This window comes from Pseudomonas sp. P7759, assembly GCF_013386445.1.
GTDB lineage: Bacteria > Pseudomonadota > Gammaproteobacteria > Pseudomonadales > Pseudomonadaceae > Aquipseudomonas > Aquipseudomonas azotoformans_A.
The window spans coordinates 56623-77165 of record NZ_JACART010000043.1 but is presented as its reverse complement, the minus strand read 5'-3'; the positions used below and the strand labels follow the sequence as shown (position 1 = coordinate 77165).

Here is a 20543-nt window from a genome sequence, read left to right as displayed (position 1 = left end):
CAAATATACCATTTTTAAGCGAGTCGATAAACGAATCAACGAGGTCATGGGTTTTTTTTACTGCATCGACGAGGATATCGGTGATCTTGCCCTTTACTTCAAGGTAGCTTTCTACGTTTTCTTTTAAATAAATTTGATAGTTTGAGTGGGTCGCGTGAATTATTTCTGGATGATTGGATAGGTTTTTCAATTCGGTTATATACAGCGACAAGACATTGCGGGCGAGTCCGATTTTGTCAGCGTTTCCACCATCTCCGTAAGCCCAAGTTACCAATTTATAGAGTATGTCGGATCCTTCGGTCAAGTCATCTAGTGGTCCCGTTCCCGCTATTGTCTTGTATCCACAAATACGATATTCGAGGTGGTCCTTATCATCTAACTCTGCGGAGCTGGCAATAAATATCGCTGAGACTAGAGTTCGCGCTTTTTTAAAGAAATTATCAATGCCTCTCACACCGGTTGCTGTCGTAAGATTGAAGTCCTGCGGCACAAAAATGCCCGGCAAGGTTCTGCTAAAACAATTGTCCTGGAAAATTTCGAAGACAGACTTCCGGTTGATCTCCTGCTGTTGGTCACCGGTATTGGCTGCCGTATCCGCAGAACATTGAAACGAGATGCTTGAACTGGTAGCCGCCGCGATTGGAGCAAAGCATTCAAAAATCAGTGCACCCTCCATGCGTCCAGCCAAAACTTTTAATACCTGGAGAGTAGGGGTGCTTTCTAAGTAAGCGCCGAGCAAGGCCGGTGCGTATAAGGACAGTCGTTGATGTTGCACCGTTTTATGTACGATGAGCTCCACTGACATGCGGCATGTGTCATCTTCGTCATTCAGTTCGAAGAGCTCGTTTACGCGCGCGCAGCTTGCTTCGGAGAAGTCCGTTACACACCTTGAGTCCTCGTCGTATCCGATTGTCAGGGAGAACCTGTCACGGGGCGAAATCTGCAGTCGCCAGTACTTAAACGCATCATCTACTATGTCTCGAGCTTTAGAGATAGTGCAGAGCTCACCAGCGTTAAGTCTGTATTGGTCGAGCCGTTCCTCTGCTGATGAAATAGTTAGGCGAGAGGTGAAAAGGCTGCTGAGCATTTATTTCAGGTCCCAGGGCTTTTCGGTGAAGATTCCTGCAACATTAGGTGCGTCCAGCACCAAGACTGATTGGCCCGCTGGAGTTTTCGAATACCAGATCTTGTCGGGAAGATCAGGAATATCCTCGTCGTACGCCACACTGATTTGATCGGAGACTTTGATAGTTTGACGGCGAAAGGGTACTGCTGACGGGACTAGAGTGAACTGCCCATCAAATTTTCGTTTTTCCGGAAGCGAGCGTAACGTGGTCACGAGGTTTGGCAGCTCCTCGGCAAGTGTGGTGCTCAGTGGAGCATAGCTGGCAAACGTTTTGGTCACGAAATCATCGAAGTTCAACGTTTCGGTCTGCTTAAATGCCGCGATGGTGGCGTTGCGGAGGATCGTATAATCGACCGGCGATACACTCTTGACCTTGCCAAGTGTCTTCACCACCCACTTGACAGCGGTTTCGGTATTGAGCGCATCACTGCGTAGCTGTTGTAGCTCCAGCACCTCCTTCCACCAGTAGGTTGACGGTCGGGAGTGCGTGTCAAATACGAAGACTTGTTCCAATTTTCCTTGGGCATCCATGCTTACTTTGCAAGCCTTGTAAATTTTATTGGATTCACCAAGGCCAATTTTTTGTTTCAGATCGGTTTCATCAATAAATCGCTGATGCTCGATCTTCACCCCTAAGTAGGATAGCGAGCCTCCATCTACATAAAGGAATTGGAGAAAACTCCCTTTATTGAGAAGCCCCTTACCTGACCTATCCAGGTGCCCATAACGCTCTTCAGTATTTACTTCGATGCGCAGCAAACGTTCGGCTAGTGTCTGGGTCTCAGGCGCGGTTACCAGGTCTTTGCTGCCGAAAAATGCATTCAGGGAAGTTGCGAATTCGGTTGTTGGACTGGCCAATGTGTACAGGCGGTTCTGCGGACGCCCATGAATTTCTAATAGCAAGGCGCTCAAATAGGCTTCGAGATCTGCTTTATCTACGGGAATGGCAACGGAATTACATGTCTCAGTCTCGATATCGAGGTGATGTAGGCTTGTGCTGAGAATTTTGGCCTCGAGCACCGAAGCGATTCCATTCATGATTTTTCCTTCTGAAAACAAAGTGCGCCAATGTAATGTCTGATCCTAGCGCTTTTGCCAGCGGTCAGCGATTACATTTTGATATCACTTGGAAATCATCCCTGATTGATCCGGGGTCACGGTGGCGTAAGTAGGAGCGCAAGCGTCATCTTTATGAACTCTTCGTTGCGGTCAATCGCGGCCAAGGCGCCGCGAACGTTGTCGGCTACCTCTGACGAGCCGCTCCACCCAATTGGAAAGCTCCAGAATCGCCGCTTCAAGGGCGAGCTGGTTTTCGTTAATTTTGACGAGCAGTGAAGGGAGCAGGTCTGAATTTGGCATCGCGAATCCTCCGTGAAGAACTCGGCGTAGCAGTCGAACGTTGATAGGGTGATTTACTGCCGCCCCTTCCTATACAAGGGTCGATTCCCCAAGACGACAAACAAAGAACCGGTGGTGCTCGTGACAGGCCTGTGTGAAAGCCTGCTCAAAAATTGCTACAAGGTGAAGAGATAAAGTAGGACAGGCTAGGCGAGCCGGGGCTGCGGTGGATCCAATCCATCATGGACGCAATGCACCACCCACGATGGGTAATAAAGCGGTGTAACAGCGAGTCACTCCAGAGTCAGCTCTGCGCTTCGGTCCCCATTAGTGGGGCACTCTGGAAATTTAATCTTTTTCGATTTTAAGAAAGGGATTATCGGGCGGTATCAATTCAAAAAATAGCTTTGGATCCTCAATCAAATACCCCTTCAATGTGGTTTTTTTCCTAGGGCCTTGTACTTGGCAAATCCAGATGTTTAGACCGTTGCCTCGCTTCCTGTGGACCTTCAGTTTCTCGAACTGCTTCTGCACCCAGCGCCATTCTTCACCTTCGTGCTCGGCACCCTGTGAGATACCAGGAAACTCCTGAGCGTAGCGTTGGAAGAGGCCAGGTGTTACCAGAAACACAATGCCGTCCACAGTGTGAACCTTGGCCTTGCTGTCGTTGATGATCAGCTTATGACTTTGAATGCCTTCCCTGACCCAATTCAGGAAAACCTGACCAGGGTTATCCGTCGAGGGAATTGAGATTTCGAGAGTGCTTGCTGACGATGCGTCGCTGAGCTCAGGCTCTTCCCGCTCGAACATGTCGAGCAGCGTTCCGAGGTAGTCGGCATCCTCCATCGCAATGGGATCTGGCTGCGATGGGCTTTGAGTTGATCTTGTATTGACAGCTTTGGGTGCTGGCGGTGATACCGGAGCGTCAGTCGAGTGGTTATCGACTGCCATGCTCACCGTTCCGCTGAAAGCCTCGGGGCGGTCTTCGCTCCCCCAAATTAAAGCCGGTTGGATGCGCAGAAAAGTAAAGGTTTGCTGCCAGTTCCCTTGTGCGACAAGAGCGGTCCAGATGGCTTTGCCTGCCGGGGTGGACTCGACCAACCCATGCGACTGGAGTTCGTCGAACACCGCGATGTTGGAGAAGGGAATGCCCTCAATCGATTGCGACAGCAGATAGGCTCGCAGCTTGTCCGTGACCGTCTTGCTGACGAGCCAGAGTGCGTCCTGGGTCAGCCATCCTGCGGCACCTGGCTGGTTGAGTTTCAGCTCGTGCTGAACCAGATGACGCAGTCCGCTGATCAAGTGATGTTGCAGCGAATGAATCGGGGCCTGCAGCGCCTTGCTTGGGTTGCCACCGATGTTTTGCGCGGTGGAGACACGGTCGGCCTGCATCACCAACTCACCGAGCACGCCAGCACGTTCGTACTGACCGGCCAGGACATACAGCAGACTGGCCCATAGCGGCGGAAAGCCACTGAGCCAGTCCAGGATCGTGCGGTCGAGAATCTGGGTGTAGAGCAAGCCTGCGGCGGCGCCGTGCAGGTGATAGTCGCGGCCTTTGAGGTAGCGAAAACGGTAGGGTTGATCCAGGGAACCCTGCCAAGGATGCCAAAGACGGCCATCCTGGCGTTCGACCACCAGGTCCACGGCGATCTTCCCGATGTCATGCAGCAGCGCGCCATAGGCGATGCCCGCCGACCACGCGTCGGTCTGGGCCGCCTGGTCTTCGGGCGCGGCGCCAGTGGGAAGCAGATACGACTGACGCAGTTTCAAACTGCAAGCGACCAGTTCCAGTCCATGGTCGAGCATACCGCCGAGATACGCATGGTGGTGGGTCTCGCTGGCCGGGAGTTGCTGGACCTGTTCGGCGTAGCGATGGATCGGATTTAAATAGAGCTGGATGAACTGCGCGTGGGAGAGGGCGGTGTACTGCCAGATGCGATCGAGCAACTGGCGGCGGTGCTCCGCAGCTAACAAGCTGTGAGCCGACTCGATGGGCAGGTAACCTTCGGCGACGTTGACGGTCAGTGGCGGAGAGGGCTTCTGCCTTTTGCGGCGAAACAGGCTGAGCATCGTGACCTCCGGGAAGTGGCTGGGTCAGTGGCCTTTTAGCCTTTTCGGATAGGGCTCTTACCCTTGACCCCCCATTCCTTTCCAACCCTTACCGTCCTTTTGGCGCGTGTCCCTTTGCGCGGCAATCGGAATATGGATACTGCTAGGCATCGTTTTGTTGGGGCTAGTACGGAAAAGACAAGAGTCGGTACACTGCGGTGCCTATTTTTTGGGTCTTGCCATGAACCTCACTGACGCCACGCTCGTGCTGCTGCTCGCGGCACGTATCCATGGGACCGACGAAGCCGTCCGGGCCTCGGCGAAGAGCGTGGTCAAGAAGTTGCCGCGCAGTAAGCGTGATCTGATCTACAAGGTAATCGATAGCCGAAGTCCGCTCGAGCTGGTGGATTTTCTGGCGCAGAACCTGGATGCGGAATGACAGGCTGCGAGTGTGTGCCCATCCCTGACTCTTTGCATCAGAGCCCCGCGGCATGGGGATTTTTCTGGGCGCAGAAAAAGGGCCCAACTCGCGTTGGGCCCTGTGATGCGATTGCAACGGTGAGTTAACGATCAAACTCCATCGTTCATGCATCGTGAGTCATCCATTACCATCTGCTTCAGCTGCTGCTCCAGGTTGAGTACATGCTCCGAGGCGCTTCGGGCCAGACCACTGGCGCGAAAGATCGCGCGTTTGTCAGCTTTGAGCAGGCCGAGCCAGGAGTCGATGTAGCCCTCGTGCCGCAGCTCCCCCTGTATACCGGCGTAGGCACATAAAAAAGCAGCGCCCATCTCGGCGATCAACTCCTCAAACGCGTAGCCTGGCGAGCCGAACGGACAGGCTGACGTCATGCCTTCGCGCTGCAACCGAGAGTGATGCCCGGTCCAGTGCGTCAGCTCATGAAGTGCCGTGGCGTAGTACCCGCCTTCATCGTGAAATTGTGCTTTTGTCGGCAGTTGGATGAGATCCCTGATCGGGTGGTAAAAGGCTTCGTCGGCAGGCCGATGAACGATGCGTGCACCTGAACTTAATAGCAGATTTTCCGCGGCGCTGTTGGGCTGGAAGGGATCACTCTGTTCCGTCTCGAGCAGGGTTTCATTGAGCATTTCGAGCCCCTCCGTTTGCTCGATGTTGAACAGAAAATGTGTCCTGAGAATGCCGAAGTGAGCGACCTTGGGCTGACCGTTTTCATCGAGTACGGGTTGGCCTGACTCGGTCTGTTCCTCGCGCTCCATCGGCTTGTAGAGCACCGCCAGAGTGCTGTGCTCACCCTTACGAATGTGCCCACCGGTCTTTTTGGCTTGGTTGAAGGTCAGCCAACGATCTTGAGTGAACCCCTGCAACCTGGCCTCGGCCCAGAGCAGCGGTAAATTGATGCCCGAATACGGACGTCGTGTGATGGCGTTGACGGGGTAGGGTTGATGACCGATGTAAGCGGAGCCACTTGAGGACCAGGGTTTGATCCAGGGAGCAACGCCTTGGTCTAACGCGGTAACGATCTTGTCAGTTACGTCTTGGTAGATATCGCGCATGGCAATTTCCTCGAGAGAAAACGGAGGAACGCCTTGCCCGTCGGGGGAGGGTTCCCCGGTTGGGTGATGGGTTGGATTGATGCAGGTCTTGCATGCCGCCCGAATGTGGAGGTGGGCGCCGCCCATTGCGCTTAGCGCTGGTGTTCTCCTGCAAGCGCTATCAGCAAGGCGGCAGGCTGACCCGGTTCTTGGAGTAGGCTCAGACTCAATTGCAGCAACGGGTCGTGGTGTAAGTGATCGGTTGGTTCAATGTGGATTACCTCGAACAGCACGTAGGGCTTGTGTGGATAGGCCAGGTGGGCTTCGAAGGCTGCGCGCAATACGTGGCTCAACCGATCGACCTGCAGCTTCTCAGCGTGATCGGATTGCTCGAGCAGTACTGCGCGTTGCCACGCGCCAGGGGTGAACACGATGGGCAACCGAAGGGTGTTCAGTGTTTGCGGTGTAAGTGAGTCGGGCATGGTATGTCTCCGTTGAAAACGCGAAGAAACCTGCCCTGTGCGGGGAAAGATTTCCCCGCAGTGGGTTGAAGAAAATCAAGAGGGCTTATCTCACGAGCAGCGCTCGAAAGGCGCTCAGGAGAGCAGTAGGCGTTCATCACCGTAGCAACGGTCACCGTGCGAGCCACCGAACGCTAATCGCACTTGGGGAGAACCATCATCGAAGTGACGGAGCCTTGAAGGTTCTGGCTACCTGGGAAAGTGCTGTCGATAACAGCGATCCGTACCTTGTATTTAGCTGGACGATTTATCTGGGTCAATCACTGTAGATAGGCTTTTTCACGGGGCTTGTCTTCTGTCTTCCAGTGAAGATTTTTTCGGCTGGGCAAACTGATAAACGGTCAGGCACGGACAGTTTTCAGTAGTAGGCTGTTACTCCTGTCTCAACCATGAAAACGCTCAGAAGAGGGCGAGAGCATGCCGACTCAGCAACCTGTTCAGAATTCACGTGGCCACAGCTGGGCGTACGCATGTGGCACGTCGGTAAAGCGTGGTTATCGCAAATTGAAAGCGTTTGAGTCCCGCCTGGCTGAGCGTGCGGTGACGGCAGGTATGCCCGCAGGTAAATTACTTGTTCGCGGGAGCTTTCTGATTGCCAAACTGGCATTGATCGGAGGATTGCTCTTTGTCAGTGTTTGGCTGGTTACTTTTTTTGTGATGATGCTGGCTGTCATCACTTTGCTATGGTTCAGGGCTTTTGTTGGTTCCGATCATCAAGAGGAAAGTCCAGGACCAGACTACCTAGGTGCTGATCTCTACATCGGTGACTTCGATGACAATGGGCATTATATAGGCGACAGCAAGTCATCTAATTGAACGTTTAGCAGCACCCAATATTTGATCCGTACCTTTGCTCGCTGAATCACTTGCGGCTTTGCTACCGTTCGCCAACATGCCCTGAATCCCGTTGCCGACTGAATATCCTGCCCAGCTCATGGCCCCTAGAAACAGCATTGGTAGCACGATGAACATCGCCCCCATCACATACTCGATCACCTGTGCCGTGACGGTTCCATCCATGAAGCCGGATGTGGGCAGCGATAACAGCACTTGATTGGAAGCCGAAACCTGGTTGTACAGCGTATCGAGCATGCTGGAGTCGACCCAGCGAGCGAGTTCCCACCAGAAGCTCAGCATGTGTAAGGTGAACAGCGCGAACGTCACGGTCATGACAGTTTTCAACTGGTAGGTACTGACCAGCAGGATCAGCGGCAAGCTGATGATGACGCCCATGATCAGGAACGCCTGCACCATCGGCAAGGCGGCGCGTAGTGCATTCATTGCCGGGAAGTTGCTGAAGGAACCGAGGGCCAGCCCGGTATTGGTGGCTAGGTTATTGAGCCCCTGATTGATCGAACCGCCACGAGCGCTGGAGCCGTAGTCCTGATACACCTGTCCGGGCGACATGGACATCGATTGCTGGCGCGGGCTGACCAGCTCGCGCAGGGTGGCATCCTCGATCTCGTTGCTCGAACGCCCAGTCAACCAACCTTTCAGCTGAGTCAGCAGCGAGGGGTCGACCTGCTCGATCAAGCGCTCGCGCAAGCCAACACCGCTATCACTCCACCACTGCTTGCAGGTGGGGTAGCCCGCGCCATTCTCCAGCCGCGGCAAGGAAACATCGCGGTTGTCGTCATACGGCCAGCTGACTCTCGGTGTGCGTGAGCGATCCGTATCGTAGTAGCCGGGTGTGTCGAGAAAATAGCTTGAGCCGATCCAGGAGGCGTCGTGACTTTGTACCTTGTCCAACAGCGGACGGTTGGTGAATAGCCGAGAGCGGGAATAGCCGTAGCAGTCGCGAGTGAAATCGGCGACTTCCTGCAGCAGTACCTGACTGTCGATACGCGAGCTGTCGATCTCCATACGCATTTGTCGGATATCCGGTGTGCAGGGAATGGAAGCGGTGGCCGCCGCGGTTACCCCTTTGCTCAAGGCATGCACCAGAAACCACCAGATCGGAACGTTGGCGGAGCGTTCGCCGATGGTATTGAAGGTCGTCCCCCAGGCGGTTTCCGTCGGTTGGGCCACACTCACGCCGCAGCGCTGGCTCGCCGCATCATCGAACGTCATTGACGAGAGGCTCAACGGAAAGACCGGCGCGCAGCCGAACAACACCACGATGTAGGCCAGCCACAACCGGTTCTCGATCCGCGGAACTGAGAGCAGTCCCTTGTTACCTTCATCCGCGCCTTGCTGACGGGCCGATAGCCATTCCTGCAAGATGATCGCACCAAAGGGTGCAGCGAATAGCCCGGTGTCGGACAGGACGCTCCAGAGGCCGTTGTTGATGATCCAGGACAGCAGGGAGAGGTAAAACTCCAGGTAGCTGTTGGTGCTCATGAGCATGGTGGTGACCTCACAGTCGGGTGAGTTCGACGCAGGTAAAGAGCACGAGCCCTAATGTCCCGATGCGTTTCACGCGCAGTCGATCCTGTGGTCGATATCGGTAGCGCCGAAGCAGATCCCACCAGAGCGCAAAGAGAGCGGCGTAGAGCAGGGCGCGCCACCACCGCAGATAAGGCCGTGCGGATTCGAATGCCTGCTGCCAGACCTCGACACTATCCAGCGCAGTGCGGCCGGTCCAGGCGACCAGCGCGACGGTCAGCATCATCACTGCGGCAATCCCCAGACCTGAAAACAGAGTGAATCGCGGTGAGCGTTTCATGGCTCACTTGCGCCTAGCGTCAGCATCATTGAGTCGGCCCGGCTCAGGATCTCCTTGCTCGACGGTACGCGAAGCATCGGCACCACCGGCATGCCGATCGAGCACCAGGCTGGCGGTGTTGGTGGCCAGCATCTGCCTGACCTGCAGTTCGGTCTGCAGCAGGCGTATTTCGCGCTCCAGAGCGTCGATGTTTTTCGTCAAGGCGGTTTGAGCCGGCTCGGCGGAGGCGATGTTCGGTTCGTGACTGCCCGCCAGCAGCGTGCGCAGCAGTAGCAATGCCTTGTCGAGTACGCTGGACAAGGCTGTCTCGCTGGCCAGGCGTCGCGCCAGCAGATCCTGGTCGGGATCGTCGCGCAGGGCTTCAACCACACCACGGGTCACCGGCAGCATCGGGCTGGAGGCTTTAGTCAGATTGTCAGGGGTAGGCGGCAGAGAGCCCGACAGCAAACCTTGCAGGGCCTTGAGGCGTTCGCTGTAGGCCTCCTGGATCAGCGGCGTCAATCCGCTGCCAGCGGTCGCACGCAGGGTTTCGCAGCTGTCGCAGGTCGCGACTTCGCTCTCGCCCAACACGCGAACAGCCCACTCAGATTCTTCCTGCGGTGAGGCCCAGGTCTGACAAATAGCCCCTCCCAGGCAATCACTGCTACTGATCGAGGCACTGTCATCCACCATACGGTTATGCAGCAGGTTATAGCCTGCACGGACCACGTCGGCGGTCACCCGAATGGGCGTCTGCTCATCACCACCAGCCTTTGAGCCGCCGACCCAGGCCACCCCATTGTTGCCGTTATGGGCCTCGGTGTTTTTCACTGCTGCCACCGCATCACCGCCGGTTTGCTCCAGATTGCCCTGCATTTCCTGGTTCTTGGCCAGCGCGCCCCAACTGGCTTGACCGACCTTGTCCGCCATCTTCTCGGCCATGGCCTGGCAGGTCAGCTTGGAGCGGTCGAAGTCGATACGCCCCTGCATCACCCCGTTACTGAGCAACTCATAGAGACCAGGGTTGGCGCGCTGGATGATCAATGCTGGCAGAGACATCACGGCTTGGGTCGCGTTCTGCACGATGCTGCCCATGATCTGCTGGAAACCTTCGGTGGCACCGTTCAGTTGGTTTTGCAGGGTGTTGGTGAGGCTCATGTTTCCGCACATCATGTTCGCTCGCCATGACCCGCCGACTCCGAGACCACTGGGTCGGTAGAGCGAACTCGGAGAGCCAACTGCCGAGCCGCCACCAATGGTGTACATCACTCGGTCGTCGAGTACTTCGCCTTGAGTGCCCAGGCGGTAATCGCCCTCGGCAGCGTGGGCATGTGTGGCCATGACGAGCAGTCCGCAGAGCAACAGACTCATCACGCCCAACCATGGTCGTGCGAGAAGCCGACTCATGAAGCACCTCCTTCGAAGTCGATGCTGAACAGAAAGGTCTGACCTTCACGTTTGCAGCAGCTATAGGGACGCCACAGCGACCAGGCGTATCCTCCATCCGCACTCTGTACCGGATCGCTGGGGAAGATGGCACACGTAGGCTGAGTCCGAGGGTAGAGCAATTGCCATTTGTGGGTCGAAGCGTCGTTTTCAACGATCGGGCTAGGCGGCCAGTAGCCGTCGCGTTTGGCGGGCGTGAGGGGTAAGTACACATGCGGTTGCCCGTTGCGGGTAATCACATCGCCGGCCCGTTGCGCCATGACGGCGGCCGCCTTGAAATCGTCGGGCTGTACCAGAAAGCCCTGCCGGGGATAAACATTGCCCCACATGTTTCCCGAAGCCGGACGACCGACTTCACGGGTCCCCGGCATGAGCGACTCGGGGTAGAAGCTTTCCGGGATGCCATGACGCCAGGCCAGTGAGTCCAGGGTGCTCAGGTAGTAGGGCATGACCGCAGTTGCGCCGCTGGCGCAGGCGTAGCCGGATTGCGAAGCCAGTTGCGTTGCGAGCCAGCCACCGGGGTGGCCGATGCCATCGACGTTCTTGAAGCGGGGCAGGTTATCGCGGTGGGTGTTTGGGGTGATCAGGTTGCCGCCACCTTCCGCACCGCTGACGGGAGAGGAGAGGGTGGCCATCTCGGTCCAGGGGTTATTGCCCGTGGTGGAGTAGCTTGAGACCACGAGTTCAGGAATGAAATGACGCACCTTGGTCGAGGTTTTGACTGTACAACCGAAGGGCGTGCGGAGGAGCCAGAAACAAATGCCGACGACCCTGTATTCGAGACAGTTTGGAGAAAGCACAGAGGACGTGATGCTGCCGCTGTCCAGCGCCACGCTTGGGCCGCACGTCAGCAGGATGCTTAGCGCTAAGGGCCGTAACTTTGTGGGCGGGATTGACGAGCAGACAACAGGCATGATCCAGGCTCTCGGTGTATGCCTGGGCAGGTTCGGTTAGAGACTGAAGACTGTCAGTGGAAATTATGAAGGCGGATCTATCGGGTTTGTGAGCAGTGAGACTATTATTTGACGTGAAGGGCGCTGCGCAGGATATCGGGTTCCACAAGTAACTGATCTGCGGTAATTTCGAAAATATTGGCGAGCTTGCACAGGACTAACAGCGACGGATTGCCCGTGCATCGTTCGATTTGACTGACGTAGGTGCGATCCACCTCCGCCATGAGCGCGAGCTGCTCTTGGGTAAGGTTCTTTACGCGCCGCATCAAGCGGATGTTTTCCGCCAGCTGCAGACGAAGTTGTTCGTAGTCTTGAGTCATGCGCGCAAATTGCGCCTTGAGGGACTCTCAATCCACGGGATATAGTCTACATTGACATTGATCTAGCCATTTGGTGTTCAGGCCTGTTATCGAGCGTTCATTTGGTGTCGTTAAGATTTCGAGGCTGGGTCCAGCGTCTAACAATAAAATCAGAACTCTAGGGTGTGTATGGACGAAAACTACATTTCAATTCCCGCGGCGGATGGTTGTCCAAGTCTTCTGACACCTTGGGGCAACGAATTTGCTCCGATGATCGAACGTGGCGTGCAATGCGCTCAGGTTTGGCTTGATACGCCCGGCGAGATTCCGCTGTGGTGGGAGCTGGCGCAAACACGTAAGACCTTTCCTGTCGGTGACTGCCAGGATGCCTTTGAAGCCGGATTCTTGTTGAGGATTCAGCAGCGGCTAAGCGGTGTGTCACCCAGCCCCAATCAAAGCTGAGAAAAACGACGTTTAAGACGCGTTCATACTCATGGCTAAACGGCTTCCGGAGTTCAGCAAGCAAGCGTTTCGGCTACTGAAGCCCCAATACCAGCGCCCTCGCAGAGTTGGTATTGGGTAATCGCCACCAACGTCTAGTTAACCGCGTCTTTCAGCGACTTACCGGCTTTGAAACTAGGCGTCTTCGCGGCTGCGATCTTGATGGTGGCCCCAGTTTGAGGGTTACGGCCGTCGCGCGCTGCACGCGCTTTCACCGTAAAGGTACCAAAACCAACCAAGGTGACGTTCTCACCGCTTTGCAACGCAGTGGATATGATGGTTGTGAGGGCTTCCAGCGCGCGTCCGGCAGTGGACTTCGGAAGGTCGGCGGAGCTCGCTATGGCCTCGACGAGATCGTTTTTATTCATGTATGACTCCTTCTGCTGGCTGAATGGTGACGAGTAATTTACTCAGATAGTTCGGGCATATCCAGCACAAAACCGCTCTCCAGCCCTGTGTAGATGTAACGCTATTGGGGCTTCAAATCGATACTTACCTCCAAATTCCACGGGCCTGGTCAATGCGCTCAGCTACCCGAAAAGCCGCCTCTAGCTCTGAACACTGGTATTCCTGCATTAAAGTCCAGCGTTCGGCCTTCTCCTCCGGTTCCGTCATGGCCAGGGCGAGATAAAGACTGGGCGGCACGGCCCGAAACAGCGTTTCGAGCTTCTTCGACAGCACGACCCCTTCGGTGAATTTACCCGGCTCCTTGCTGGCAGAGAGCAACAAGGCTTTTTGCGCCGGTGAAAGCTTCTTGAAGCGAGCAATCTCTTCGATTTCCGCCGGCGGCATGTTCAAACAAATCCACCATTCGATCATGTTGAGCATGGTCTGCGCGGCCGTGGGAAAGTCGGCAAGGTTTTGCGTCGCCAGCCAGAACCAAGCGCCGAGCTTGCGCCACATCTTCGTGCCCTTGACCACGAAGGGCGCCAGCAGCGGGTTTTTGGTGATGATATGGCCTTCGTCGGTGACCATGATGATTGGCCTTCCCAGGTACTGGTCGCGTTCGGCTAGGTGGTTCACGGTGTTCATCAGGCTGATGTAGCTGATGGACATCTGCGCCTCGTAGCCTTCGCGAGCGTAAGTGGCGAGATCGACAATGGTCACATCGCTCTCGGGCCAAGGCGTGCCCTCGCGATCGAACAGTTCACCCTCGAAACCTTGGCAAAACAGGTCGATGGACTCACCCATTTCCTGGGCACGCTCGCGACGCTTCTCCGGCAAGTGTGTGTCAGCGGCGACGCGCAGTAAGGCGTCGCGCACGTTGCGGGTCAGTACCTGGCGACCCGCCGCGACACAGGTCTGCGCCGCATCAAGAATGCACTCGCGGATCAAGCTGCGATCGGCTCGACTCAGGCGCGCCTCTTCCTTGGCCTCGCCGCCGGTGATCATCAGGCGAGCGGTGATTTCCAATTCGCCGAGAACATCGCGCTGGTCTTCCCGACTGGCTACCGCCTCATCGTCCAGCTCATCGATCGATAAACTCGCCACCTGATCCGGTTGCTCGACCAGGCGCCAGGCATCGGCAAAGGGGGCGAGACTGACCGAGGCGCCAGGTTTCAATTGGACCTTGTTGACGGAGAGGCCTTGTGTCGCGAAGTAGTCTCCCTGCAAGCCGAATGAGTTGCCGGCCTCGACGATAAATAAGCGAGGGCGGTACACCGCCATGACCTGCATCAGCAGGGTGACCAGGGTGGCCGACTTGCCGGCACCGGTGGGGCCGAACAACAACAGATGGCCGTTCATGGCACGGTCCAGGCGTGACAACGGATCAAAGCTCAACGGCGAGCCACCACGATTGAACAGGGTGATCCCCGGGTGGCCGGTGCCCGTGCTGCGGCCCCACACCGGAACCAGGTTCGCCAGGTGCTGGGCGAACATCAGGCGGGTGTACCAGTTGCGCGTGTCGCGGGCCGGGTTGTAAGCCATTGGTAACCAACGCAGGTAACTGTTGCAGGCGGCGACTTCATCGCCTTCACGTACCGGTTGCAGGCCCGCACCCAGTAGTGCGTTGGCCAGGCTGACCGAGCGCTGGTGCAATTGCTGTTCATCGTGACCGCGCACGTAAAATGCCAGGGTTCCCCGGTACAGCTTGTGCTGGCGGCCGATGATCGCGCGAGCCTCTTCAACATCCTGGCGGGTCTGAGTCGAGGCCAGGTTTTCACCGATGGCTTTGCGCGCTAGGCGGTTCAACTGCTCTTCGAGCACATCCTGTGGTTTGACCACCAAGGTCAGGCTCATCACCGTGCCTTCGGGCAACTGGTCGAACAGGGCATTCACCGCGTCACCCTTGCGGGTTTCTCCGGTGAGTTGACCAATCAAGGTCGCTCGGCGCAGCTTGTCCACTACCATGACCCGGTGGGGCTGATCGTCAAAAAACCAGAGTCCGCGCTGCACATCCGAACGCGGCTCATTGAAAAATAGCCGCTCGGCGAAGTCATGGTCGAAGGGCAGTTCCAGCGACTCACCGCCGCCCGACTCCGGATAGGCCACGCGGCGGTAGAACTCCTCGGGCGATTCATCGGTGAGCGTGGGGGCTGGATTGAACCAGGGCACTAACCAGGCATACAGACCTCGGCCATCGACTCGCGTCGATTGCACCCCGCACGCCTGCAACGAAGCCGCGATACGTTCGCAAGCCTGTTGCAGGGCTTGCACCGGGGTGAGTCCCGTCTCCTCAGCGTCAGACTCAAGCCAGCGATAGACCACCAGGCGCACCCGTCGGTTATTGCCGCGCCAGGGGAGGCGTGTGACGACCTTGTCCTCAAACAGCCCACCCGGTTTGGCAACGGCCTTCAGATGACGGCGAGTGAGTTCTAGGCACGCTTCCGTGAAGACCGTCCCTCGCGCGCTGTCCTGGATATAGCTAGTGAGCCGGTTCAGATAAGGGGTGAAGTCGTTGTCGTCCTGGCAGAAAAACTGCGCCACCCAAGGCGCTTGATCCAACTCATCAAAACTATCCTGCAGGGCGTCTTCGAGTGCGTCGCGGGCGGCCATCAACCAATCGGGTTCGCGCCCTTCAGTGCCGATAGGCAGCAACTCGAACACCGCACCCACCGAGCGATTGTCATCGAGCAGAAAACACTGTTCGGTGTCGAGGTATTCGACCCACGGCAGGTGATCGGTGAAGCTGGGGTTGTGCGCGTACAGTGCGGCTTCATCAGCCAGGGTGGCGCGAGGGCGCAATGGATTGCGCCAAGTTTTCCACGCAGCAGTGCGGTTGCCCGAATCGCCAGTACGCACTACAAGTCTTCCTGACGTTCACCCGGCAATGCGTACTGCACCCGTTGGTAGAACGGAAAGACAGTCGAGTACCCTGGGACCGGTGCCTGCTCGGTACCACTCAAATGCGGATACACGTACAGCACCAGATCAGGATTGGGCAGGCGAGGGAACAAATTTTGGATCTCGTTCGTCGCTGTGCGCGTGTACGGTTCTTGGCGATAAGCGGATAAATTCGCCTGGGCGAGCGGACGGCGTAACTGCTGCCGAGCATCCAGTAGTTGCTGCTGAGTGCCTTGCGAACCGGCGCTGTTCCAGATGTCCAGCATGGTTTGCTCGCCATGGGGCAGTAGTGTCTCCTTGTCGGTGGAACACCCCGTCAGGACCCAGCAGAACACGCTAATCCAGGTCAGGCAGGGAAACATGGTCTTTTTCATGGCGAACGCTCCGGCCCTTGGGCTCGTAGTCGATGGTGATCTCATGGTCGAGGTGCAGTGCGACCTGTGCGGCCGGTGGCACGTACACGGCAGCAAAGGCCTCGCCATACAGCTTGTTGATCCACTCGCGGATGTCGCTGACCCCACCACTGAGGATTGAGTTCAGCGCGCTGTTGCCCGTGCTGCTGGTGACCCCGAGCGTACTGCCGCCCGAACTGATCACGCTGCTGTTGTTCTGCTCATCCCCGAGCAAGGCGGCGACACCGGTGCCGGCCGCAGTGATCAGGCTCTGGCTGCCGAGGTACTGCTGGGCGTTCGAGCGGCGCTCGCCAGCGATGCACGGGATGCCATACGGATCGGACAGATAACCGAGTCCACCGCGGATCTTGTCGGTGTTCGAGCTCTGGGTGGTGGAGGCATTGCGGCTGGCTACCGCCTTCGGCTGAGGCACAGTACGGATGGTGCCATCGGTAAACACAAAGGTGATTGACTCGACCTGTCCGCGTACGCAAGACAGGGTCCAGTCCCCGGACGCCGTGCCGCTCATCACGGCCCCCGCGACGTCCGGCAGGTCGATGCCGTTGGCAGTCAGGTTCTCCGGGCCGACCAGCACCTTGAAGGGATAGGGGTCATTCACGGTGCCGTCCACCGGGACTCGGCCGATCAGCGCGGTCATGGCGACCGAGCCCATCAGCGTCGCGTTTTCGGGGATCGTGTAGACCGGCTTCGCGCCTTCGGTACGATCCACGGATCTCGTCAGGTCACGTTCACCCTGGATTGCTGCACGTAGTTGTTTCTGGCTGCGATCAATGGCGTTATCTTTCATGCCTTCCAGTGAGTTGAAGGTAGTAGGCAGACTCAATGCTCGGGAGGTCTTGGTTTTGCCTTGGGCATCTGTGGACGGAACGTCCGAGGGTTCAATCCACTGCAGCGCATCATTGGTAGAGTGTCGCCCTTCAAACTGAGCGCCGTCGTCGGGCTCAAGCCCCAATCCGATCGGCATGTCCTTGCTTTTGCCGGTCAGCCCCGACAACTGTTCCTGCAATTGCGTCAGCAGGCCGCGAGCCTGACGACTGTCTTGTTCCGCTTTGAGTCGGGCCTCGTTGACTTGGCGGCGGCCTTCGTCGACCTGCTGGGTTACGCTGCCAAGCGCAGTCTGGATACGCGAATCGACACTGTTTTCCCGCTCGCGAAGGCGGTTGTTTTCCGTCTGCAATGAGTCATTGTGTTTCTTCAAACCGAGCATGTCACTGCGCATGGCTTTCACCTGGCCGACCAGGGTGGCGACCGTATCCCGGGGAGTATCGCCAGCAATGCCGAGCGACTTGGCTTGCTCGGTGGATAATTGAAGGTTGTCCTGATCAACTGGGTTTTCTGGAGAAGGCGTGCTGCCACCCGCGACCCAGGTTTTCAGGATGATCAACACCACGGCCAGCAGCGCAGCCGGTACCAGCCATTTGAGCAAGGCGTTAGCTTTCATCGTCCGCACCTCGATCAACAGGTGAGAGCAGCACGACGTGCTCGAGGCCGGCACCGCGAGTGACGAGGTAGGCGATCGTGGTGTCTTCAGCACTGCCGACCGGTCCGAGAAAAACATGCTGGAAAGCCGCAGCGAACAGCTTGGCCTGAAGCCGACGCGGATCGAGTTGTACCGTCTCTGAACCACGATTGCGCAACTTCACCGCCGTCACCCAGTAATCACCGAGCCGCCAGGCGGCGATAGGTGTGCTGGATACGTTTTCGGTCGGCAGCAGGGTTGGCAGTTCGGTGCGCAGCTTGAGCGATACGCGGCGTACGCCGGGCAGGGATTCTACAGTGCGCAGCGGCGCGTATAGGCTCTGTGCGGCGTAGCGCGTCAAAACGACTGGGATTGGCGTACGATCTGGAGCAGGGACGGTGCTAGATTCCGTCTCGGTAGTCTGCACCGGAGCATTTTTGAGAATACGCACGGGCTCCAGCGGTTGATCGCCGGGTGTGGCCGCGATATCTAGAAGGATGATCTCGCCCGTCGTGACTGATTGCAGTTGCAGTCGGGTCGGTGCAATGGCTTCCGACGCGCGCAGGTACAGCGTGCCACCAGTTGATTGCACGCGCAGCTTACCTGTCAGGGTTGAGGGCACGCCGACTCGAACATCCTCATCGATAAAGACCACTCGTTCCTGATTGATCATCAGAGGGATCGCGAGGGGTAGGCGTTCCCAGTGCATCAGCTCGACGGCCTGCGCCGCAACTCCCCATAGCATCATTACGACGGTGAGTCCCAGGGTAGACATCCGCTTCATGGCTCACCTCCAGGCAGGGAGATTTTTTGCGGAGTGCCCTGATAACAATCGAGTGCCAGTCCCCACTTGTTGCGTTCGGGATCAAGATCAAAACGCACCACGCGTAATGGATAACGCACCACCACCCGCTTCACCGGTTCGGCGGCGTAATACTCATCGGCGTTGAGGTCGAGCTTGACCAGCCAGCTGTCGCGGTCGAGTTGCTTGACCCTGAGCTCCGGATCTTCGCTGTAACCTCGGCCCAGAATTTCGTAGACGCCACGCACCCGCTGGCGTAGTTCGCCGGCGGCCTTGCGGTACTCGTAGTCGCCGTCGAGGAAGGCCTTGCAGGCGGGGGTCAGGTAGGACTGCAAGCCATAGATGGCGCGGCGATAATCCTGCTCGCCATCCGAGGGCCAGCGGTTGAGTTGGCCAAAGATGTAGAGGGCAAAGGCATAGACATTCTCTGAGGGGATATCCCACCACTTGCGAGTGCTGCCCGAACGCAGATCCGGTGGTACATGCACGGTCAGATCGGTCGGTGCCGAACGCCAGCCGTACCAGAGCCCGGCACAGACCAGGGCAAGGATCATTACCGCCAGGCGCAGGCTGAAGATGTGGGCCTGTTGGGCATCGACCTTGTTTCGAAATCGGCTCATGACTTCCACCGAGACAGGGCAGGGCGCAGTCGACGCGAACGGCGAACCGTCCAGGCGCCGGAGTGGAGAATCAGACTGCCGCGACCCAGGCGCCAACGGCTGGCGAGTATCCATTCGAGTTTGCGGTACAGCCAGGTCTCGGGGCGGGCCCGTTTGGCCCGACGCAGTAGTGTGCCACCGGCAAATAGCACCACCGTCATGCCTGCGATCATGCTGGTCGGCGCTACGGCAATGGAGGCGGTGGCGATCACCAGAGGAACGCCCAGCAGTAGTCCAATGATTGCGCCGGCACCGAGCGCCATCCACATCTCATCATTGGTCAACCCGCGCAGTACGGCGGGATCACGATTGAGTCGCTCCGGCAGAAAGACCAAGGTGCCGTCGGCAAGGCGTTCGATAGCGTTGTTCATGCCAACCTCACAGAATCGCGGCAGCCTTGGTCAGGAACCAGATGATGATCACCACCAACAGAGCACCGATACCGACCACCGCACCCAAGTCTTTCCAGGTCTTGCGTTGGTTCTGCACGTCGGCATACACCGTCAGCGAATGCCAGGCCACTCCTAAAAAAGCGAGCAGGGCAATCAGCAGACCGAGCAGGATGCCGCCGTCGTAGGCGTAGTTTTTGATCGTTTCGATCAACCCGGAACCTTCACCACGAGAAGGTGCTTCCATGGTGGGGAGCTCGGCAAAAGCCAGGCTTGGACCGAGCACCAGGAGCAGCCCGATCAAGCGCTGGCTGGCACGATTACGCAGGTTGTTTTTCAGGGGGGCAAGGCACTTGAGCATGATGGTGATCTCCGGTGTTAGGACAGGGTGAAGAACATCAGAACCAGCAAGGCGAGCAGCACGCGGGCGGCGCTGCCGCCGAAGGCTCCAAAGCGCACACTGCCAGTGGCCCAACCTCGGTAAGCCGTCCACATCACCCAGGCACACCAAAGCAACGCCAGAACGAGAACCAGGGACTGCCACAGCGTCGAACTGCTATGCGGCGAGAAGCCGGAAGCGTTTTGAAAGGCAGCGCTCTGCGCGTCGGTCATGCTCATGGCGACGGCTCCGTGGGCGGCGTGTCGAGGCGGTAATCGCCGACTAATTCACTGGGATCTCGGGGCTGAGCGCGGGAGGGAGACAGGTAGCCCTGCACTCCGTGGCGGATGCGTTGGATGTCTTGCGACAGACGGGGATAGTCGAACCGATAGCGCTCGACTGATTCAGCCGTGTTGGCTGTCTCGGCCCGTGTCGCAAGGCGTTCGATAGTGTCGAGTTGCTGCAGAATTAAACTGAACTGATCTTGCTCATGAGTAGAGGCGGCATAGCTGCCCCTATGGAACGTCATCAGTACGACCAGTGGGCAGATTCTGAAAAATTTGGTTGACATGTGGGTAGCCCATTTGGAGATGGAGCCAGCATTCAACTAACCTCCAGGGCTCAGCAGTAAGAAATATGAAACACGCTGCGTCATTTATTTCGACACAGCTCTTTGGGGCACCGTATCGAAGGCTATAAAAACGGAAAAGTGACGCGATTACACTGCAAGCACTGTCTCGATTGCTCATGAAAAACGATCGGTGGCCG

Annotated in this window: 23 protein-coding genes and 1 pseudogene; 3 read left to right on the top strand and 21 right to left on the bottom strand. The window is 57.2% G+C overall.

What is annotated here, in order from left to right; all coding sequences use genetic code 11:
• From HX823_RS25270 to mobH, 4 genes and pseudogenes are all read right to left on the bottom strand, one after another.
• On the bottom strand, nt 1-1087 hold a 1087-nt coding region (locus HX823_RS25270), incomplete at its 3' end, for a hypothetical protein (protein WP_177077187.1).
• The gene (locus tag HX823_RS25265; RefSeq protein ID WP_016978900.1) at nt 1088-2164 is read right to left on the bottom strand and encodes a hypothetical protein; all 1077 of its coding nucleotides are present in this window, start codon (nt 2162-2164) and stop codon (nt 1088-1090) included.
• A gap of 116 nt (nt 2165-2280) precedes the next feature.
• A pseudogene (locus HX823_RS32055) lies at nt 2281-2485 on the bottom strand (hypothetical protein).
• A 327-nt stretch (nt 2486-2812) separates the two neighbouring features.
• On the bottom strand, nt 2813-4537 hold the full coding sequence (gene mobH / locus HX823_RS25260) for a MobH family relaxase (protein ID WP_095013550.1): 1725 nt from the start codon (nt 4535-4537) through the stop codon (nt 2813-2815).
• A 220-nt stretch (nt 4538-4757) separates the two neighbouring features.
• On the opposite strand from mobH, the gene HX823_RS25255 reads away from it, so the two are divergent.
• A complete protein-coding gene (locus tag HX823_RS25255) occupies nt 4758-4955 on the top strand; it encodes a hypothetical protein (protein WP_007901093.1) in 198 nt (65 codons plus the stop codon).
• Nucleotides 4956-5086: 131 nt separating this feature from the next.
• On the opposite strand, the gene HX823_RS25250 is transcribed toward HX823_RS25255, so the two are convergent.
• Together HX823_RS25250 and HX823_RS25245 are read right to left on the bottom strand one after the other, a co-directional pair.
• The gene (locus tag HX823_RS25250) at nt 5087-6046 is read right to left on the bottom strand and encodes an ArdC family protein (protein WP_016978897.1); all 960 of its coding nucleotides are present in this window, start codon (nt 6044-6046) and stop codon (nt 5087-5089) included.
• Between the two features lie 131 nt (nt 6047-6177).
• A complete protein-coding gene (locus HX823_RS25245) occupies nt 6178-6507 on the bottom strand; it encodes a hypothetical protein (RefSeq protein WP_016978896.1) in 330 nt (109 codons plus the stop codon).
• Nucleotides 6508-6963: 456 nt separating this feature from the next.
• Here HX823_RS25245 and HX823_RS25240 point away from each other — a divergent pair, with 456 nt between their 5' ends.
• Nucleotides 6964-7362 (top strand): DUF3742 family protein, encoded by a 399-nt coding sequence (locus HX823_RS25240; RefSeq protein ID WP_038848934.1) that lies wholly within the window; start codon nt 6964-6966, stop codon nt 7360-7362.
• Here the strand turns inward: HX823_RS25240 and HX823_RS25235 are convergent.
• The 5 genes from HX823_RS25235 to HX823_RS25215 form a co-directional block, all read right to left on the bottom strand.
• Nucleotides 7351-8892 (bottom strand): conjugal transfer protein TraG N-terminal domain-containing protein, encoded by a 1542-nt coding sequence (locus tag HX823_RS25235; RefSeq protein ID WP_016978895.1) that lies wholly within the window; start codon nt 8890-8892, stop codon nt 7351-7353. The two genes, HX823_RS25240 and HX823_RS25235, sit on opposite strands and share 12 nt — an antisense overlap.
• Nucleotides 8893-8902: 10 nt before the next feature.
• Nucleotides 8903-9211: a hypothetical protein gene (locus HX823_RS25230; RefSeq protein ID WP_016978894.1), complete on the bottom strand. Its 309-nt coding sequence runs from the start codon at nt 9209-9211 to the stop codon at nt 8903-8905.
• 3 nt (nt 9212-9214) lie between these two features.
• Entirely contained in the window at nt 9215-10597 is a 1383-nt protein-coding gene (locus tag HX823_RS25225; RefSeq protein ID WP_025999944.1) for an integrating conjugative element protein, read from the bottom strand.
• A complete protein-coding gene (locus HX823_RS25220; RefSeq protein ID WP_177077185.1) occupies nt 10594-11550 on the bottom strand; it encodes a TIGR03756 family integrating conjugative element protein in 957 nt (318 codons plus the stop codon). Before HX823_RS25220 ends, HX823_RS25225 begins: the two co-directional genes overlap by 4 nt.
• A gap of 104 nt (nt 11551-11654) precedes the next feature.
• Entirely contained in the window at nt 11655-11909 is a 255-nt protein-coding gene (locus HX823_RS25215) for a helix-turn-helix domain-containing protein (protein ID WP_003174132.1), read from the bottom strand.
• A gap of 168 nt (nt 11910-12077) precedes the next feature.
• On the opposite strand from HX823_RS25215, the gene HX823_RS25210 reads away from it, so the two are divergent.
• Entirely contained in the window at nt 12078-12350 is a 273-nt protein-coding gene (locus HX823_RS25210) for a LasR-specific antiactivator QslA (protein ID WP_038848938.1), read from the top strand.
• A gap of 134 nt (nt 12351-12484) precedes the next feature.
• On the opposite strand, the gene HX823_RS25205 is transcribed toward HX823_RS25210, so the two are convergent.
• From HX823_RS25205 to HX823_RS25160, 10 genes are all read right to left on the bottom strand, one after another.
• Nucleotides 12485-12757 carry an HU family DNA-binding protein gene (locus tag HX823_RS25205; protein WP_016978890.1) on the bottom strand — a complete coding sequence of 91 codons (273 nt, stop codon included), beginning with the start codon at nt 12755-12757 and terminating at the stop codon, nt 12485-12487.
• Between the two features lie 124 nt (nt 12758-12881).
• A complete protein-coding gene (locus HX823_RS25200; RefSeq protein ID WP_177077183.1) occupies nt 12882-15632 on the bottom strand; it encodes a conjugative transfer ATPase in 2751 nt (916 codons plus the stop codon).
• Nucleotides 15632-16048, bottom strand: coding sequence for a TIGR03751 family conjugal transfer lipoprotein (locus HX823_RS25195; protein WP_038848940.1), 417 nt, complete (start codon nt 16046-16048; stop codon nt 15632-15634). Before HX823_RS25195 ends, HX823_RS25200 begins: the two co-directional genes overlap by 1 nt.
• Nucleotides 16011-17528, bottom strand: a complete 1518-nt coding sequence (locus HX823_RS25190) for a TIGR03752 family integrating conjugative element protein (protein WP_016978887.1) — start codon at nt 17526-17528, stop codon at nt 16011-16013. Before HX823_RS25190 ends, HX823_RS25195 begins: the two co-directional genes overlap by 38 nt.
• Nucleotides 17518-18330 (bottom strand): TIGR03749 family integrating conjugative element protein, encoded by an 813-nt coding sequence (locus HX823_RS25185; protein WP_016978886.1) that lies wholly within the window; start codon nt 18328-18330, stop codon nt 17518-17520. Before HX823_RS25185 ends, HX823_RS25190 begins: the two co-directional genes overlap by 11 nt.
• Nucleotides 18327-18968: a PFL_4703 family integrating conjugative element protein gene (locus HX823_RS25180; RefSeq protein ID WP_016978885.1), complete on the bottom strand. Its 642-nt coding sequence runs from the start codon at nt 18966-18968 to the stop codon at nt 18327-18329. Before HX823_RS25180 ends, HX823_RS25185 begins: the two co-directional genes overlap by 4 nt.
• On the bottom strand, nt 18965-19378 hold the full coding sequence (locus tag HX823_RS25175; protein ID WP_016978884.1) for a TIGR03750 family conjugal transfer protein: 414 nt from the start codon (nt 19376-19378) through the stop codon (nt 18965-18967). The genes HX823_RS25180 and HX823_RS25175 overlap by 4 nt, the downstream gene beginning before the upstream one ends.
• A 7-nt stretch (nt 19379-19385) precedes the next feature.
• A complete protein-coding gene (locus HX823_RS25170; protein WP_016978883.1) occupies nt 19386-19757 on the bottom strand; it encodes a TIGR03745 family integrating conjugative element membrane protein in 372 nt (123 codons plus the stop codon).
• A 17-nt stretch (nt 19758-19774) separates the two neighbouring features.
• Nucleotides 19775-20014: a TIGR03758 family integrating conjugative element protein gene (locus HX823_RS25165; RefSeq protein ID WP_016978882.1), complete on the bottom strand. Its 240-nt coding sequence runs from the start codon at nt 20012-20014 to the stop codon at nt 19775-19777.
• Complete coding sequence (locus tag HX823_RS25160; RefSeq protein ID WP_025999942.1) at nt 20011-20346, bottom strand: RAQPRD family integrative conjugative element protein; 336 nt, start codon at nt 20344-20346, stop codon at nt 20011-20013. The genes HX823_RS25165 and HX823_RS25160 overlap by 4 nt, the downstream gene beginning before the upstream one ends.
• Nucleotides 20347-20543 lie beyond the last annotated feature (197 nt).